Source organism: Flavobacterium erigeronis (assembly GCF_054075165.1).
This window is the reverse complement of sequence record NZ_JBSKGP010000001.1, coordinates 584,264-603,009: the sequence shown is the minus strand read 5'-3', so window position 1 is coordinate 603,009 and position 18,746 is coordinate 584,264. Positions and strand designations below refer to the sequence as shown.

Annotated in this window: 12 protein-coding genes; 2 read left to right on the top strand and 10 right to left on the bottom strand. The window is 32.5% G+C overall.

Translation table 11 applies throughout. The features are described from left to right. Positions 1-149: 149 nt before the first annotated feature. From sufD to ACWA1F_RS02485, 7 genes are all read right to left on the bottom strand, one after another. Entirely contained in the window at positions 150-1,466 is a 1,317-nt protein-coding gene (gene sufD, locus ACWA1F_RS02515) for a Fe-S cluster assembly protein SufD (protein WP_306154493.1), read from the bottom strand. A 65-nt stretch (positions 1,467-1,531) separates the two neighbouring features. Continuing rightward, a complete protein-coding gene (gene sufC / locus ACWA1F_RS02510; protein ID WP_008466070.1) occupies positions 1,532-2,278 on the bottom strand; it encodes a Fe-S cluster assembly ATPase SufC in 747 nt (248 codons plus the stop codon). A gap of 11 nt (positions 2,279-2,289) precedes the next feature. Further along, complete coding sequence (locus ACWA1F_RS02505) at positions 2,290-2,436, bottom strand: Txe/YoeB family addiction module toxin (protein WP_456891814.1); 147 nt, start codon at positions 2,434-2,436, stop codon at positions 2,290-2,292. Then, positions 2,437-2,562 carry a type II toxin-antitoxin system RelE/ParE family toxin gene (locus ACWA1F_RS02500; protein WP_456891331.1) on the bottom strand — a complete coding sequence of 42 codons (126 nt, stop codon included), beginning with the start codon at positions 2,560-2,562 and terminating at the stop codon, positions 2,437-2,439. It abuts the gene before it with no gap. Continuing rightward, positions 2,553-2,750, bottom strand: coding sequence for a DUF2683 family protein (locus ACWA1F_RS02495; RefSeq protein ID WP_306154498.1), 198 nt, complete (start codon positions 2,748-2,750; stop codon positions 2,553-2,555). The genes ACWA1F_RS02500 and ACWA1F_RS02495 overlap by 10 nt, the downstream gene beginning before the upstream one ends. 15 nt (positions 2,751-2,765) lie before the next feature. Continuing rightward, complete coding sequence (gene sufB, locus ACWA1F_RS02490; protein WP_306154500.1) at positions 2,766-4,214, bottom strand: Fe-S cluster assembly protein SufB; 1,449 nt, start codon at positions 4,212-4,214, stop codon at positions 2,766-2,768. A 59-nt stretch (positions 4,215-4,273) separates the two neighbouring features. Beyond that, positions 4,274-4,603, bottom strand: coding sequence for a HesB/IscA family protein (locus ACWA1F_RS02485; RefSeq protein ID WP_026727150.1), 330 nt, complete (start codon positions 4,601-4,603; stop codon positions 4,274-4,276). Between the two features lie 341 nt (positions 4,604-4,944). Here ACWA1F_RS02485 and ACWA1F_RS02480 point away from each other — a divergent pair, with 341 nt between their 5' ends. Together ACWA1F_RS02480 and ACWA1F_RS02475 are read left to right on the top strand one after the other, a co-directional pair. Further along, positions 4,945-5,865: a hypothetical protein gene (locus tag ACWA1F_RS02480; RefSeq protein ID WP_456891328.1), complete on the top strand. Its 921-nt coding sequence runs from the start codon at positions 4,945-4,947 to the stop codon at positions 5,863-5,865. 75 nt (positions 5,866-5,940) lie between these two features. Next, positions 5,941-6,798 (top strand): MBL fold metallo-hydrolase, encoded by an 858-nt coding sequence (locus ACWA1F_RS02475; protein ID WP_456891326.1) that lies wholly within the window; start codon positions 5,941-5,943, stop codon positions 6,796-6,798. Between the two features lie 73 nt (positions 6,799-6,871). On the opposite strand, the gene ACWA1F_RS02470 is transcribed toward ACWA1F_RS02475, so the two are convergent. From ACWA1F_RS02470 to ACWA1F_RS02460, 3 genes are all read right to left on the bottom strand, one after another. After that, on the bottom strand, positions 6,872-12,949 hold the full coding sequence (locus tag ACWA1F_RS02470) for an RCC1 domain-containing protein (RefSeq protein WP_456891325.1): 6,078 nt from the start codon (positions 12,947-12,949) through the stop codon (positions 6,872-6,874). A 254-nt stretch (positions 12,950-13,203) separates the two neighbouring features. After that, a complete protein-coding gene (locus ACWA1F_RS02465; RefSeq protein WP_456891323.1) occupies positions 13,204-13,905 on the bottom strand; it encodes a glycoside hydrolase family 78 protein in 702 nt (233 codons plus the stop codon). A gap of 3 nt (positions 13,906-13,908) precedes the next feature. Then, positions 13,909-18,534 carry a T9SS type A sorting domain-containing protein gene (locus ACWA1F_RS02460; protein ID WP_456891321.1) on the bottom strand — a complete coding sequence of 1,542 codons (4,626 nt, stop codon included), beginning with the start codon at positions 18,532-18,534 and terminating at the stop codon, positions 13,909-13,911. Between the last annotated feature and the right edge of the window lie 212 nt (positions 18,535-18,746).

Genomic DNA, 18,746 nt, shown 5'->3' with positions numbered 1-18,746 from the left:
TTGTAGGTGTAGAAATAGGATAAATACCTACAAGGTTTTGGAAACCTTGCAGGAAAACCAAGAGAGTATAAAAACGCAAAATTCGCAAAGCTATATAAAAACTTTGCGAACCTTGCGTAAACCTTAGCGCTCTTTGCGGTTAAGAAATATTATAAATCAAATCCTAAATTCACGCCCAATTTCATGGCAATGATTTTAGTAATTCTTTGTTTTAATTCTGGTATTTTGATGCTTTCGATAACGGCATTTGAAAATGCATACATCAATAAAGCTTTAGCTTCTTTTTTCGGGATTCCACGAGACTGCATGTAGAACATTGCTGTTTCATCAAGCTGTCCAACTGTACATCCGTGAGAACATTTTACGTCGTCAGCAAAAATCTCTAACTGCGGTTTTGCGTTGATCGTTGCTTTGTCGCTCAATAAAATGTTGTTGCTTTTTTGGAAAGCATTTGTTTTTTGAGCTTCCTTTTCTACCAAAACTTTTCCGTTGAAAACTCCAGTCGAACGATCAGAGAAAATTCCTTTATAATCTTGGAAACTTTCGCAGTTTGGTTGTGCGTGGTTTACCAAAGTGTAATGGTCAACGTGTTGTTTATCATTTAAGATCGAAATTCCGTTAAGTGTACTTGTCAATCTTTCTCCGAAATGGTAGAAGTTTAAGTTGTTACGAGTAAGATTTCCTCCAAATGAGAAAGTATGAACAGAAGCATGGCTTTCCTGTTGTTGTGAAACGTAAGTATTGTCGATTAAATTCGCTTCGCTGTTATCGTTTTGAATTTTGTAATAATCAACAATCGCACGTTTTTGAGCGAAAATCTCCGTAACAGAATTCGTTAAAACCGGATTTTCATTCAAACTTTGATGGCGCTCAATAATTTGAACATGTGAATTTTCACCCACAATAACCAAATTTCTTGGCTGAACCATTAAAGCTGCTTCATTTCCAGTTGAAAAATACATAATCTCAATTGGTTTATCAGCGACTTTCTTTTTTGGAATATTGATAAAAGCACCTTCAATCGCGAAAGCGGTATTCAATGAAGTCAAACTGTCATCTTTGCTTGCAATTTGATTAAAGTAGGTATCAATAACCATTTTATATTTTGGTTTAGTCAATGCCGAAGACATCAAACAAACATCGATTCCGTCATGTGTTGTAGAAGACAAATGCGAACTGAAAACACCATCGATAAAAACTAATTTATAGGTGTCAATTTCGTGTAAAAAATATTTTTTTACCTGATTAAATTCAATTGCATTTTCTTGCTTTGGAAAAACCGTAAAGTCATTTTTTAAAATGGCGTTTAGCGATGTATATTTCCAAGCTTCTTCTTTTTTGGTTGGGAAACCTTTATTTTCAAAGTTTTTTATAGCCGTTGTACGGATGTCATGCAAATCTGAATGCACATCTACACGCTCTTCAAAAGCCATAAAAGACGATACTAATTTTTCTTTTAAATCCATTTTCTTAGTTATGAGTTATGAGTTATAAGTTATGAGTTTTGCAAACTGTAAACTATAACTGTAAACTAGTTCTCTGCTTTGATCCAGTCGTATCCTTTTTCTTCTAATTCGTAAGCCAATTCTTTTCCACCAGATTTTACGATTCTTCCATTATATAATACGTGAACGAAATCAGGAACGATATAATCTAACAAACGTTGGTAGTGCGTAATAACGATAATAGCGTTTTTGTCGCTTTTTAATTTGTTTACGCCATTTGCAACAATTCTTAAAGCATCGATATCAAGACCAGAATCGGTTTCGTCAAGAATAGCCAATTTTGGCTCTAACATTGCCATTTGGAAAATCTCATTTCTCTTTTTCTCTCCTCCAGAAAAACCTTCGTTAAGAGAACGAGATAAAAATTTACGGTCGATTTCTAATAATTCAGATTTCTCACGAATTACTTTCAGCATTTCGTTAGCAGGCATTTCTTCCTGTCCGTTTGCTTTACGAGTTTCGTTGATCGCTGTTTTCATAAAGTTAGTTACGCTAACTCCAGGAATCTCTACAGGATACTGAAACGAAAGAAAAACACCTTTGTGTGCTCTTTCTTCTGGAGCTAGATCAGCAAGATCTTCTCCGTCAAGAATTACCTCTCCGTCTGTAACTTCGTAGTTTTCGTTTCCTGCAATAACAGCAGAAAGTGTACTTTTTCCAGAACCGTTTGGTCCCATGATAGCGTGAACTTCTCCCGCTTTAACTTCAATATTGATTCCTTTAAGGATTTCTTTATCACCAATCGCGGCGTGAAGGTTTTTTATACTTAACATTTGTATTTATTTTATTCGTAATGTCCTTTCATCGAAAGGATATCTAATATTTCAATTGTTTCTTCTTCGGTAACTCTGTAAATTAATCTGTGCTCTTGATTTATTCTTCTGGACCATTTTCCTGAAAGTTGATATTTCAAAGGTTCTGGTTTTCCAATTCATTCATAAGGATGAAGTAAAATGTCTTCAATCAAGGCTGTAATCTTATTCATGACCGCTTTATTTTCAGATTTTTTCCAATATTCTCTGTCTTTTTGAGCTTTTTCAGAATAAATTACTTCCACAAATCTTCTGTTTTTATTTTAATTCCTTTCCCGTCTTTTATGCTCTTTTCAGCGTCTAAAATTTCTTTTACAAATTCGGGATTATATGGTTTTTCTACTTCTTCAACAATTTCGAAACCAAGAGATTTTGCGAGTGATTTAAAAATCGGAAAATCTTTCTTATTTACATTTTTTAAAAGTATATCCATAATGTTTTGTTTTTATTAACCTACAGAACCTTCAAGAGAAATCTCTAATAATTTCTGAGCTTCAACTGCAAATTCCATTGGAAGTTTGTTCAAGACATCTTTACTGAAACCGTTTACAATTAAGGCAATCGCTTTTTCAGTCGGGATACCTCTTTGGTTACAATAGAAAACCTGATCTTCTCCAATTTTACTTGTTGTTGCTTCGTGCTCAATTTTAGCTGATGGATTTTTACTTTCGATATAAGGGAAAGTATGCGCTCCACAGTTATTGCCCATTAAAAGAGAATCACATTGAGAAAAGTTTCTTGCATTTTCTGCTCTTGGAGAAATTTGCACTAAACCACGGTAGCTGTTTTGTGATTTTCCAGCCGAAATACCTTTAGAAATAATAGTCGATTTAGTGTTTTTTCCTAAATGGATCATTTTTGTTCCAGTATCAGCTTGTTGGAAATTATTGGTAACGGCGATAGAATAAAATTCCCCAACCGAATTATCTCCTTTAAGTACGCAAGAAGGATATTTCCAAGTTACAGCAGAACCTGTTTCAACTTGTGTCCAAGAAATTTTAGCATTTGTTTCGCATAATCCTCTTTTAGTTACAAAATTGAAAACACCACCTTTTCCTTCTTTGTTTCCTGGAAACCAGTTTTGAACGGTTGAATATTTGATTTCAGCATCATCCAATGCGATTAATTCAACCACAGCAGCATGCAATTGGTTTTCGTCACGACTTGGAGCTGTACATCCTTCAAGGTAAGAAACATAGCTTCCTTCATCAGCAATAACTAGAGTTCTTTCGAATTGTCCAGTTCCTGCTTGATTGATTCTGAAATACGTTGAAAGTTCCATTGGGCATTTCACACCTTTTGGAATATAGCAGAAACTTCCGTCAGAGAAAACAGCTGAGTTTAAAGCAGCATAAAAGTTATCTTTCTGAGGAACAACTGTACCTAAATATTTTTTTACTAATTCTGGGTGCTCTTTGATAGCCTCAGAAATCGGACAGAAAATAATTCCTTTTTCTGCCAAAGTTTTCTTGAAAGTTGTAGCTACAGAAACAGAGTCGACTACAATATCCATTGCGATATTGTTCATCTTTTTTTGTTCGTCTACAGAGATTCCCAATTTTTTGTACATTTCTAATAATTCTGGATCAACATCATCCAAAGTTTTATTAGGATCTACTTGTTTTGGAGCAGAATAATACGAAATAGCCTGAAAATCTGGTTTTTCGTATTGAACATTTGCCCATTCTGGTTCGATCATTTCTTTCCATGCGCGGAAAGCTTCAATACGCCAGTCGGTCATCCATTCTGGTTCTTCTTTTTTAAGAGAAATAGCTCTAACGATATCTTCGTTTAAGCCCACAGGAAATGTTTCAGACTCTATATTGGTATAAAATCCGTATTCGTATTCTTTAGTTTCCAGTTCGATTTTTAAATCGTCTTCGGTGTATTTGCTCATTATTTTATTTAATATCAAGTAAAAATTAGATTTCTACTTTACGATTTTTTTAGCTTTAATTATAGTGAGAATGACTCTCCGCAACCGCAAGTTCTGCTTGCATTTGGGTTATTGAAAACAAAACCTTTTCCGTTTAATCCGCCAGAGAATTCTAAAATTGTTCCAGCTAAGTATAGAAACGATTTTTTTTCAACCGCAATTTGTATGTCGTTATCTACGAAAATTTTGTCATCATCACCCTTAGTTTTGTCAAATTTTAAATCATAAGACAAACCAGAGCATCCGCCACTTTTTACACCTACTCTAACATAGTCGTGTGCAGCGTCAAAACCATCATCTGTCATTAAGTCGATGATTTTCTTTTTGGCTGTATCAGAAACTTTTATCATTGTTTTTTAGTATTTATCTTTTCAACATTCCTTTAATTATTCTTTAAAAAGTAATCAAATTAGTACATTTTAAAGTGCTGTATGTCAATGCAGAAATGAAATTATCTGCAAAGATACGACTTAAAAACCTTTTTCCATAGCGGTTCACATTATTATAACAAATGAGAAAATAGATATTACTTATTTTGTTAAATCGACCTTGGAAACAGCTCCGATTTTTAAAAAACTTCTTTTTTTAGAATTGAAGCTGCAAATATCGCTTGTAAATGTTAAAAAACAAGTATTTCTACTGATTATAGTCGTTTTTTATTCAATATTTTTGCAGAAAATTATAAGTAATTATGAATAAACAAAATGAAATTAAGTGGTTCAAGCCCTTGTTTGCTTTAATTTTTGTTTTAGGAATAGGTGCTGTAGCTTTAGTTTTTAGTAATGAGAATGATGCGATTGAAAGTGAAGCTGGAAATAAAAGTATAGTAAATACAATTTCATCTGAAAGTAGAGAAACAAGCGAACAAAAAGATATTTTAGATTCTTTGAATGTATTGAAAGAAGCTTATGATCAGGCTATTTTAGAAAAAACAGCTTTGTCTAAGGAATTAGAATTGGAGCGCAGAAATGTAGAAAGTTTAATGGAAATCATTAAAGTTTCGGAAAATCCGTCTGCCGATCAAATTCGAATTTATAGAAATCAACTTTTTGGTTTGAAATCTTCGTTGGAAAGTAAAGTGACGGAGATTAAAAAATTGAAATCGCAGAATAAAAATTTATTGACAGAAATTGAAAGCCAGAACGTGGTCATGTATCAGCAAAAGGCAGAAAACGATACGCTGATTTCTAAACAAAAGAAATTAGAATCGACTTTAAAAGATGCTTCAAGGCTTTATTTGAGCAATTTTAAAGCTGTTGCGCTTCGCGAAAAAAGCTCAGGAGCAGAATTGGAAACGACAAAGGCAAAGAATACCAAAAAGCTTAAAATTAGTTTTACAGTTAACGGAAATGCGGTTGCAAAAACAGGAAGAAGAGTTTTTTATGTTCAGGTTTTAGATCAGAAAAACACGGTTTTAGGAGACAATAAATTGATTGAATTTGGGAATGATAAAGCGTTGGTGTATAGTTTTATTGTCAGCGCCGATTTTCAAGGAAAATCTTTAAATGCTTACGGAATTCTAAATGCAGATCAGTTTAAGAAAGGAACTTATTTTGTGAATTATTTTGATAAGCAGGAAATCATGGGAAGCACTTCGGTTACGTTAGAGTAATAAAAGTTTTTAACCTTTAATTTTAGCAAAAGGGATTTGAATTTTCTAGCTTTGTTGTTTTAGAAAATCATTCTCATGAAACTTTACCCAATAGAATCTGGAAATTTTAAGTTAGACGGAGGCGCTATGTTTGGCGTTGTTCCGAAAACGATTTGGAACAAAACCAATCCTGCCGATGCTAATAATCTTATTGATATTGCTGCGCGTTGTTTATTGATCGAAGATGAAAATCGTCTTATTTTGATTGACACGGGAATGGGCGATAAGCAATCTGAAAAATTCTTTGGATATTATTCGCTTTGGGGTTCGCATTCGTTAGATAAATCTTTGGGAAAATATGGTTTTAGCCGAGATGATATCACAGATGTTTTTATGACGCATCTTCATTTTGACCATTGCGGCGGAAGCGTTCAGTGGAATTCGGATAAAACGGGTTATGAGCCAGCGTTTAAAAATGCTAAGTTTTGGACAAACGAAAATCATTGGGAATGGGCAATTAAACCAAATGCGCGTGAAAAAGCTTCTTTCTTAGCAGAAAATATTTTGCCAATGCATGAAAGCGGACAATTGAATTTTATTGAAAGACCTGATTCTGATTTTGGATTCTCAAAAGAACTAGGTTTCGATATTTACTATGTAGACGGGCATACCGAAAAACAAATGATTCCGTATATTAAATACAAAGATAAAACGATTATTTTTTGTGCCGATTTGTTGGCTACAGCCGGACATATTCCGCTTCCTTATGTTATGGGATACGATACAAGACCGTTGCTGACAATGCCAGAAAAATCTAAATTTCTAAATGCAGCAGCAGATCAGAATCATTATTTGTTTCTAGAACACGATGCGCACAATCAGATTATAACGGTCGAACACACAGAAAAAGGAGTTCGACTAAAAGATGTTTTTACTTGCGAAGAGATTCTTTAGAGGAAGAATTAAATATAAAAAAATCCCATTTTCAACTGAATGAAAATGGGATTTTTTGGTTATTGAGTGATGATTATTCTACTATAACTTTTTTAGCAGAAGCGGCATCTCCGTTAATTAAATACACGTAATAAACTCCTCTAGGCAAGCCAGACAAATCGATCGTATTATCTGTGTTTGCATTATTTAAAATGAAAGATTTTACTAATTGTCCTAACGAATTGTAAACTGTTGCTTTGTTTAAAGAAATATTAGTGATGTTTACCACTCCTTTCGTTGGGTTTGGATAAACTACAGTTTGATTAAGAGTAGATTCATCCACACCTAGACTTTTACAAGTATTAGAATAAGCAGTAGTCGATTCTTTGATGTTGGACCAATTTGCATTTGAATAATTCTCATCATCAACTTGGATACAGCTTAGAGAGGTAAGTCCTAAGAAACTGGTGTAAACCCATACAGCAGCTTGTCTTGTTGTTGGAGAAGACAATACAAAATTTCTATTATTGCCGTTTCGAAGATTTAAATAAACCAAAGGATTATTCACTACGTATACAATTGTTAGCTTAGTATTTTTAGATAAATCTAATGTTGTAAGCTGATTTGAAGAAGCATCAAGCGTTTCTAAAAGTAAATTGTTACTTACGTCTAGAGAAGTAATTTGGTTATTACTTATGTTTAAGGTTGTCAATGAAGTAAAGTATTCAATTCCTGTTAGATCTTTGATATTGCTATTTGAAAGGTCTATGCTTGTTATCGAACTTGCATCTGCAATTGTGATTTTTCCATTAAGACCATCAGTATCGATTCCTAGATCAATTAACTTTTGCTCAAAATTTGTGTCTGGAAGCGCTACGTATTCTGGTGTACAGGTAGTATTGTAAGTTGCCCAGGAATCTTTCGCATTCATCCAGTTTTTATTTGAATAAGCCACATCATCAACTTGAATACAGGTTAAATTCGGGTTGTTTTTTAGATTATCAACCATAGTTGTATTGACAAAATTGATATTGTTTCCATTTTTTAAATTAAGACTAATGAATTGATTGGAAGCGCATTTTATATAATCTAAAGAAGTGTTTTTTGAAATATCAAGAGTCGTTAATAGATTAGAATTACAATTCAAACCACTTAATAAAGGATTATTAGAAGTATCTAAATGTGTAATTTTATTAGAATCACATTCAATTCTGACCAGATTAGTATTTGTCGAAGTATTTAAAGCTGTCAGTTTATTACTGTTACACTGTAAGCCGCCCAGTAAAGTATTCTTGGAAATATCTAATTCTGTTAATTGATTATGATCACAAAGTAAAGTTTCAAGAGCTGTATTTTGAGAAAGGTCTAGGGTAGTTAATAAATTAGAGCTACAGGTTAAGTGACGTAAAGCAGTATTTTTTGAAATGTCTAAATCTGTTATCTTGCTTCCTGGAAAATACAAATATTCTAAAGCTGTATTTTTTGAAACATCTATAGTGGCTATTTGATTGTCGTAAAAATAGAGGCTTCTTAAAGCCGTATTTTTAGAAACATCTAAATCTGTTAACTTATTATTACCCAGAGATAAACTTTCTAAATTAATATTGTTAGAAACATCAATGCTAGTAAGTTGATTATCATCGCAATGAAGGGTTTCTAGAGAGATGAAATCTTGAATTCCAGACAAACTGCTAATAGATTGTGGAGTAATAAATAATTCAGTTAAAGAAGATACTTTTGAGGTAAGAACTTTTCCATCGGGAGATCCTGAATCAATTCCTTTGGTAATTAGAAATTTTTCAAAATTCAGATCGGGAATTAAAGTATATTTTTCACAGTATATATTAAAGTTTGCAATAGGATCTTTTTTAGTAGGCCAGTTTGCATTGGCATAAGCCACATCATCGACCTGTATACAATTTAAATTTGGATTTTGTATAAAACTCACATCAGTGAGTAGTGTATTTGACCCATTTTTAATATTTAAATAAGTTAGTTTGTTATTCTGGCAGTGTAAACGGGTTAATGCCTTATTTTTGGAAACATCTAAAGTTGTAAGTTGTCCATTTCCACAAAACAATTCCTTAAGCCCTGTATTAGCAGAAATATCAAGAGTTGAAATATTGGTGTCCTCACACAGTAGAGAATTTAGTTTAACATTCTTAGAAATGTTCAGGCTACTTAATTGATTCGCTGAACAAGCTAAAGACGTTAGTTCTGGAAGCATAGAAACATCTATAGATGTCAGCTTATTGTGATAACAATTTAAATAAAATAAAGCTGTATTATTAGAAATATCAAGAGATGTCAGTTGATTGAATCCGCAATCTAAATATTGCAAAATTTTGTTCTGTGAAACATCTAAAGTTTCTAGTTTATTAGTATTACATCCAAACCAATATAAATGCAAATTCTTAGTTACATCTAAATTTGTTATTTGATTACCCGTACATAGCAATGATTGAAGTTCCACCATATTAGATACATCCAGGGTTGTAATATGATTATAAATACAATCTAATGAAGTTAAACCTGTATTTGCTGACACATCTAAGGTAGTTAAATCATTATATCTGCAATTTAATTCTTTCAGAAGTTTGTTATTGGAAATATTAAGGCTCAAAAGTTTGTTGTTTCCACAATTCAATTTATTCAACGAAGTAAAATCTTGAATTCCTGTTAAATCTGAAATTAAACTTGCCGAAACATCTAATGAAGTAAGTGATGAAATTTTAGAAGTCAACACTTTTCCATCCGCTACTCCAGAATCAATTCCTAATGCTATTAATTTGTTTTCAAAATTCACATCTGGAATGTAAGTGTATAGATTTGAAGTTACACAATCGGTATTAAAGTTTGCAATAGGATCTTTTTTAGTAGACCAGTTTGCATTAGAAAAAGTAGCATCATCAACTTGAATACAGCTTAGATTTGGATTGTTTTTAAGGTTTAGATATAGTAATTGGAAGTTAATATTGTTTCCATTCTTCAAATTTAAACTCGTTAATTGATTGGAATTAGCATATAAACCAATTGCAGATGGATGCGCGCTTATATCCAAAGTTGTTAACTGATTTTTTGAACAATTTATTAATTCTAAAGATTTATTTTTGCTTACATCCAAATCTTTTAATTGATTAGACTGACAATATAGCTCTTTAAGAGCAGTGAGGTTAGAAACATCTAAAGCTTTAATCTTGTTTTCACGGCAATCCAGAAGAGTCAGAGCAGTATTATTACTTACATCTAAACTGGTTAATTGACTTGTATTACATCCCAAAAATGTTAAAGCAGTATTTGAGCTTACATCTAAAGTAGTATATTGGTTTGAGCCCGAATCTAATTTTGTTAAAGCCGTATTAGCTTTAACATCCAAAGAAGTTAATTTATTTGAGTAACAAATTAATTCAGTCAAAGCAGTATTATTGCTTACATCTAAAGCGGCTATCTGGTTGTTATTACAATTTAAAACAATCAAAGCAGTATTTTTATTTACGTTTAACGCTTTCAGACTATTCTGGCTACAATTCAAATTGGTTAAAGATACAAAGTCCTGTATTCCTGTTAAATCTGAAATATTACTATTACTAACGTCTAATGATTTTAAGGTATTAATATTAGATGTTGGGACTTTTCCATCAATTATACCAGAATCCAATCTCAAGTTAATCAATTTTTGCTCAAAATTCGGATCTGGAATTAACGTATAAGATGGCTGTTCACCAGGAGTGTACAAAGCCGAAATTTCTTCTGGAGTTAAAACGCGATTCCAAATAGCAACATCGTCTATTTTTCCTTTAAACCATTCATCACTATTATCAGGATATTTTTCGCCTAATCGGAAAATGTTATTTGTAGTGTTTAGACTTATAGCTTTTTCATCTACAAACTTACCGTTTACATATAATGAAAGTTTAGTACCGTCATATGTAAGCGTGAAGAAGTACCAATCATTATTGGAATAATTATAGTTGTTTACATAAAAGTCATCACTAGAAAAAGAAGGTCCTGTAATAGTTTCAAGATAGCCTTTGCTGTAAATATAAAGAGATAGTCTTTTGGATTTTTCTAAAGCGCCATAATTAAAAATACAAGTTTCATGTTTATTTGGATTTGTAAAAACATCATCTGTTTTAAACCAACCCGAAATTGTTCTAGAAGAATTGCTTTGAGGAATATTAGGAATAACAACATTTATAAAATTGCTTACACCATTGAAACTATAAGCGCTATTATTGTTCCCAAATCGATCTGTGGTTAGGGTAGCACCACTAACACTTGCATTTAATCTATTTCCGCTGGTGTCATTTGCATTTCCGCTAAAAGGGTAATACGCAATTAAGCCATTTGTTGGTATTTGATCTCCAACTATAGTTGTCTCAACGGTTACATCAATTACAGCTCTAGCGCTCTCACATCCAAAATCTGTTTGAGAAACATAATATTTGCCTGTTTGTAAAGGAGTAGATAGATCTACAGGGATTCCTTCTGTATCAACAGTAAAAAATTTGAGATTGTTTCCGCCAACTCTTAAATTGGCAACAATTGCGGTATTATTGAATGTTTGAACAGCTGGGAGAGGAGTTGGCGGCGGCGTATAGCTTGGGTCAATGGTTGCAATCATTTGAACCAGACATCCGTTTTGGTCTTTTACCATTACTTCATAGATGCCAGAAGGCAAACCAGTAAAAACATTTGATTCTTGAAAAATTCCAGGATTTAAAATTGAATATTCATAGGGTTTTGTTCCTCCAGAAGCATTAATTGTTATGTTTCCATTATTGCTTACATTGCTACAGTCGGCGTTTTGAACAACAAAGGTAAAACTAAGAGACTCTGTTGGTTGTGAAATGTCGAAGCTTTTTGTGATTGATAATGAAGTAGCATCTGTTATTGTGCAAGTGTAAATTCCAGCTTTTAAGTCTGTAATAGACGCTGTTGTTTTTCCGTTAGACCATAAATAAGTATATGGAGCTGTTCCACCGTTAACTGATATTATAGATGCCGATCCTATATTATCACCAAGACAGCTTAAATTGGTTAAATTTGTTGTTGCTGCTAATGTCCCTGGGCAGGCTAAAAGTATCGTTACATTTTTATTAACAAACGTTCCCTCACCTAATTGCCCTTCAGCATTTCGACCTGCTGTCCAAATAGAGTTACTTGTATCTATGACGACAGTATGAAAAAATCCAGCAGCTATAGTCTCATAATTGGTTGACGAACCTATTTGCGTAGGAGCCATGACATTTGTATTTGCCCCATTGCCCAATTCTCCTTCTGGATTGTATCCCCAACCCCATAAAGAACCATTCGTTTTAATAGCAATAGTATGATTTCCACCGCAACTAATAGTTTTCCAATCTGTAAAAATTCCTATTTTTGTAGGAACATAGAAGTCTGTTTTAGAGCCACTACCTAAATTTCCATAGGCACTTTCTCCCCATCCCCATAAGCTACCATCCGTTTTTATAGCCATTGTATGAGATACACCAGCAGAGATAGTTTTCCAATCACTAGACGTTCCAATTTTCTTTGGAAGAAGGACGTCAGTAGTAGTGTTATCACCTAATTGACCAAATGAATTTGATCCCCATGCCCATAGTGTTCCGTCTTTTTTGATAGCGACACTGTAGCCAGAACCTGTTTCAATAGTTTGCCAGTCATTGGCTGTGCCTATTTGGGTGGGAGTATTTTTGTTTGTATTTGTACCATCACCCAACTGTCCTTTATAATTATTTCCCCATCCCCATAAAGTACCGTCCGTTTTTAAAGCAATGCAAAAACCATCTCCTGCTGAAATTGTGGCCCAATCAGTTGCAGTTCCTATTTGAACGGGTAAGCTTTTGTTCGTTCTAGTACCATCACAAAGTTGTTCGTAAAAGTTATCTCCCCACGCCCATAAAGTACCATTTGTTTTTAATGCAACAGTAAAGGATTGTCCTGCTGACACTGTTTTCCAATCGTTGTCTGTTCCTATTTTGTTAGGTATGTTGGAATTTGTAAAACTGCCAATACCTAATTGCCCTTTTCTGTTATCTCCCCAAGACCAAATAGTACCATTTGTCGTTATAGCAACAGTGTAAGTAGCTCCTGAAGCTACTGATTTCCAGCATTGGGCATCTATTTGATTAAAAGAAAGAATTAAAATTAAAAGTAAAATTTTCCTCATAGAGTTAAATATTTGGGGTTAATTAATTGCGAGATGAATTTAAATTGAAAATGTGTCAAAAAACAGGATACAAGTAATTTTATTTTCATAGGTTCAGTTTTGGATTTAGTCAATGCAATTATACAATTTTAAAAAGATTTTTCTTTACGGAAAGACGTAATGCATACTGTAGAACCATCTACTAGAAAAAAATCCCATTTTCAACTGAATGAAAATGGGATTTTTTGGGTTTTAACTAATTGTAATTTTTAAGTCTAATTTGTCTTAAACTTCCAAACCTGACCTACGGTTTCACCACCTTTATTATCTTTTACAACAATTCTCCAGTAATACTGTGTAGTCGATTGAAGCGCAACTTCAAATGATTTTGAACTTGTATTTTCGCTTACTTTTGCCGTTGGCGGATTTGCCGTTCCAAAATAAACGTCATAAGTAAGAATATCAGCAGTATCTACATCAGAAGCTTTCCACGTTAAGTTTGCAGAAGAGGTGCCGATTGCTGAATTTAATACAGGAGAAACCAATTCTGGTGCAAAAGGCAAATGGTTTACAACAGCTGTACCAGCAGTATAAAACTTAAAAGTAGACGAATAAGCACTAGCCAATCCTTTAGCATCTGTTGCTTTGACTCTCCAGTAATACGCAGTGTTTTTCTCTAATGCCAAAGCGCTTGTAGAAAGAGACGAATTGTCAAGTGTATTTATAATTTGAGCAAACGCGTTATCTTTAGCGATTTGGATTTGATAAACAATCGCATCTTTTTGCTCATCTGTTGAAGCATTCCATTGAAAAGAAACATTGTTATCCAAACACAATTTATTGTCTGCTGGAGTTGTTAAAACAGGTGCCGTAGGAGCAGTATTTACTGGCGTAGGCGTAACTGGATCATCTCCACCTCCGCTTCCACAGGCTGCAAATACTAAACAGATTATTGAAAGGTATATAGAATTCTTCATTTTTTATTTTTTTATGATTTTAACGTATTCCGGAGTTTCTAAATTGATTTTAGCAGCATAAATTCCTGAAGGTAATTTTTCAAGATTTAAAATAGCTTTTCCGCTTTCAATGTTATAAGTTCCTTGAGAAACTACTTGACCGCCAAAATTGTACAATTCAATTGAAACTTCAGTTTTAGTGCTCGGAATTTCGATTTCGATACTACCAGAAGTAGGGTTTGGATAAGCCGCAAGAGTAGTTCCTAATTCATAAGAAGTAACTTTTTTAGCATACACACCTTCACAAGCTTTTGCAGTTGCTACTTCAACCAATCCAGCTTTATCCAAAGCAACTGTAAAATTAGCATCTGTTGTTTGGAATTGCTCTGCGCCGTCAACAAATACTGTAAATGGAGCTGTTCCTTCCGTAATTTCAACTTCTACATTTTTTGCAGATACATTAGATTTTCCTGTAATAGTTGCTCCTTTTTGAATAGTTACATTAAAATTCTGTTCGAAAATCATTTCAGGAATTGTAATCTTAATCGCGTAAACTCCTGGAGACAATGCTGCAACTTTTAGACTGTTATTTGTAAAAGTGTAAGCTTTATCGTTAATGATAGCTTTGTAAGCAAATGAAGCTTGTGCAACGATGCTAATTTCTCCATTATTTTCTCCTAAACAAGATTCTCCTTTAGTCTCAACAGTAAAATTGTAAGAAGGTAAAAACAATTCGCCGGTACATTCTGTGTTATAAGTTGCTGTAGCATCTTTTCTATTTGCCCAGTTTGCATTAGCGTATATTACATCATCAACAAGAATACAGTACAATTTTGGATTGTTTGAAAATGACACATAACCATTTTTCATCAAAGCATTATTGCCATTTTGCAGATTCAGTGTTTGTAGTTGAGCGCTATTATAACAGTTTAAATAATAGATTTTTGGATTTTTAGAAATGTCCAAACTTTTCAATAAGCCACTTCCAGCTTCTAGAAAAATAAGCTCTTTATTTTGAGATAAATCTATAGATTCAATTTTATTTCCTTCAAATGTTAAATAGTTCAAATTAGTATTTTGTGTCACATCTAGACTAGAAATCGAGTTATTGCCACAAGACAATATTTTCAGAGGAGTATTTTTAGAAACATTTAAAGATGTGAATTTGTTTATACTTACATCTAAATTAGTCAAAGTAGTATTTTTAGAAAAATCCCATTCTTTAATTAAGTTATTTCTAGCAGATAATTCTTTTAATGATATAAAATCTTGAAGTCCTGTTAAATCCGAAATCTCAGCTTTATCAATATTCAAAGATGTAATTTCAATAATTTTTGCGGTAGCAACTTTTCCATCTCTTGCACCCGAATCAATTCCTAGAGCAATTAATTTGTCTTCAAATTTAGGATCAGGAATTGCTGTCGAATATTCACAACTTGTACTGTATGAAGCTGTAGCATCTTTAAATGCGCTCCATTTTGAATTAGCATAAGTTTCATCATCTACCTGAATGCAAGTTAAATTAGGATTGTTGGTGAAATTTTTAACACCTGGCCCATCAGAAGCAATATTGTTTCCGTTTTTTAAATTTAAAGAACGAAGTTTGTTGTTAGGGCAATAAACCGCAAATAGATTTTTATTTTTTGATAAATCTAAAGATGTAAGCTCATTATCGTTGCAGATAAGAGATTGAAGAGCGCCATTACTGTATAGATTTAATTGTGTTAATTTATTTTTGGCAACACTTAAACTGTTTAATTTTAAATTCTTAGAAACATCTATTTTATTCAAATTGTTTTCATTAGCTAAAAGCGATTCTAAGCTAGCAAAATCTTCAATACCAGTTAAATCAGTAATTTCAGCATTTGAAATATCCAATGATGTTAAATAAGCAATATTAGCAGTAAGAACTTTTCCGTCTCTTGCACCCGAATCAATTCCAAGAGCAATTAACTTATCTTCAAATTTAGGATCAGGAATAGCTGTGCTGTAAGCGCAATTAGTGCTAAAGCTTGTTGTAATATCTTTTTTGGTCCAATTTGCAGTAGAATACGCAACATCATCTACTTCTAGACAGCTTAATGAAGGGTTAGTTGTTACTTCAAATGAAGTGATTTTAGTGTTATTTCCGTTCTTTAAGTTCAGACTTTTTAATTTGTTGCTGTTTACGGAAACATATATTAAATCAGTATTTTTAGAAAGATCTAAAGTGGTAAGGATGTTTCCGAAAGCATAAAAATATTGAAGCTTAGTGTTAGATGTTAAATCAAGTGTAGATAATTGATTTGCTGAACAATTTAAATTAGTTAAAAGTACATTATTTGTTAGATCAAGAGAAGTTAACAAACCTGAACCACCATTGGCAGAACTATAATAACTGCCCGAACAATCTAAATTGGTTAGTTTTTTATTGTTTTTTAAGTCGAAAGAAACTATTGGATTTTGAGCCAAGTTTAAGCTTGATAATTCTGGATTTTTAGAAAGATCTATCGTAGTTATTCTATTATATTTAAGATCTAAACTTAAAAGTGCTGGATTGTTTCTTACATCCAAACTTGTAATTGCCGTGCTTGAACAATTTAGATATTTTAAAGCAGTATTTTCGGAAACATTAATTTTTGTTATCGGATTGTAATCGCAAGAAATTGCAGATAAAGCTTTATTGGCACTAAAATCAATTGATGTAAAATTGTTTCTGTGGACATAAATGCTCTCTAGTGCCAGATTTTTAGAAACATTAATTTCTGTGAATTTATTATTGTAAAGATTTAATGTTTTTAAATTTACAAGAGCAGACAAATCTATAGAATCCAAATTATTTGAAGTACAGCTTAATTCGGTTAACTTGGTGTTAGCACTAAGATTAATATTTTTTGTCTTTATACCGCTACAGTATAATCTTTTTAAATTCGTAAAAACTTCCAATCCTGTTAGGTCTGTAATAGGAGAATCATCAATGTTTAAATACTCAGCGTTAGCTATTTTCTTTGTTAGCACTTTACCATCTTGGACCATGTCTAATCCATTGTAGATGAGTTTTTTTTCAAATTCTACATCAGGAATAAGAGTATATTCTGGTTCAGAACAAGCTAAAGTAAAATCAACAGATATGTCTTTTCCCGTGCTCCAGTTTGTATTAGCATAATCGACATCATCAACCGTAATGCAATATAGACTAGTATTTTCAGTTGCAATAAGGCTGCCTTTTTTGATTAGAGTATTTTGCCCGTTTTTTAAGTTTAATTCTGTTAATGATCTATTTGATCTAGCATTTACATATGTTAAAGCGACATTTTTGCTAAGGTCTAATTTGGTTAGCTGATTCTCATAAATGTATAATGTTTGTAATTTAACATTACTCGACAAGTCGATATTTGTCAGTGCATTAGAATAGCAATATAATTCTCTCAGCTCAGTCAATTTAGAAAGATCTACGCTTTTAATTTTATTATCTCCGAACATTAATTGAGTTAATTTTGTGTTTTGAGAAACATTTAAATTTTCAATGTTGCTCCTTTCACAACGAAAAAAAGTTAAATTAACGTTTTTAGAAAGATCTACAGTAGGCGTATTGTTGTACATATTTACAAAATATGTTAACGAAACAAAATCTTGAAGACCTGTTAAGTCAGTAATCGAACTCGATGATACATCTAAACTGGTGAGTTTATTGATTTTACTAGTAGGAACTTTACCGTCTGGCGTACCCGAATCTATGCCTAAAGCAATTAATTTCTTTTCAAAATTGATATCAGGAATAGATGTGCTCGGAACTTCTATACTGCAATCGGTGTTATAAACAGCCGCTGCATCTTTTAGATTTGCCCAGTTTGCCGTTGCAGTAACTTCATTATCAACCTGAATACAGCTTAAGTTTGAATTGTTTTTAAAAGTAGAAGTAGTAGTTAAAATGGTGTTTTTTCCATTTTTTAAATTTAAACTTTTTAATTGATTCGAACTGCAATCTACAAATGTAAGCGCAGTATTGTTTGAAAGATCCAATGTCTTCAAACTATTTCCTTGACAATTTAATAACTGTAAAGATTTATTTTCTGAAAGATCTAAACTAGTTAAATTGCTGAAATTACAGTTTAAAAATGTCAAATAAGGATTCTTAAAAAGATTTAGCCCATTTGTAAAATCATTTGCAGAACAGTTAAGGCTACTTAGATTAATATTGTTTGCAAGATTTAAAGCTTTAAGCTTATTGTCATAACAGCTTACAGTTCTTATGTAAGTAATTGCCGATATATCTAAAGTAGTTAGTAAATTACTAGCACAATTTAAATTATCTAAAGACGTATTTTTAGAAAGATTTAAGCTTGTTATTTTGTTAGAAAAACAATTTAGAACTGTAAGTGATGTATTTTGAGAAACATCAAGAGAAGTTAAATTGTTAAAAGAACAAATTAACTGAGTCAATGCTTTGAAGTCTTGAATACCAGTTAAGTCGCTAATGTTTAATCCGTTTACATTTAATGCTTTTATGCCAGAAATGTTTGCGGTTAAAACCTGTCCGTCAGGAGTTCCTGAATCGTATTTTTCATTAATTAAGAATTTCTCGAAATTAGGATCGGGAATCTTAGTGTATTGTTGCGCATAAATAGAAAAATTTGCCAGTAACAGCAATAAGAGTAGTTTTGCTTTCATAGAAAAAGTTTAGAATTAGGTCGCGCAAGTGTAAGTCAATTAAATGGATAAACCTTACGGGAAGACGTAACGACTGTATTATTTGTTGATTTTTTTACATTTTAAAAAGAAATAATTCACTCAAAGTATATTTGCGATTATTAATCTTACAACATTCATTTTGCATTTTAATGTTTGTAAATATTATAGTTTAAGCATTTTACATCAAAATT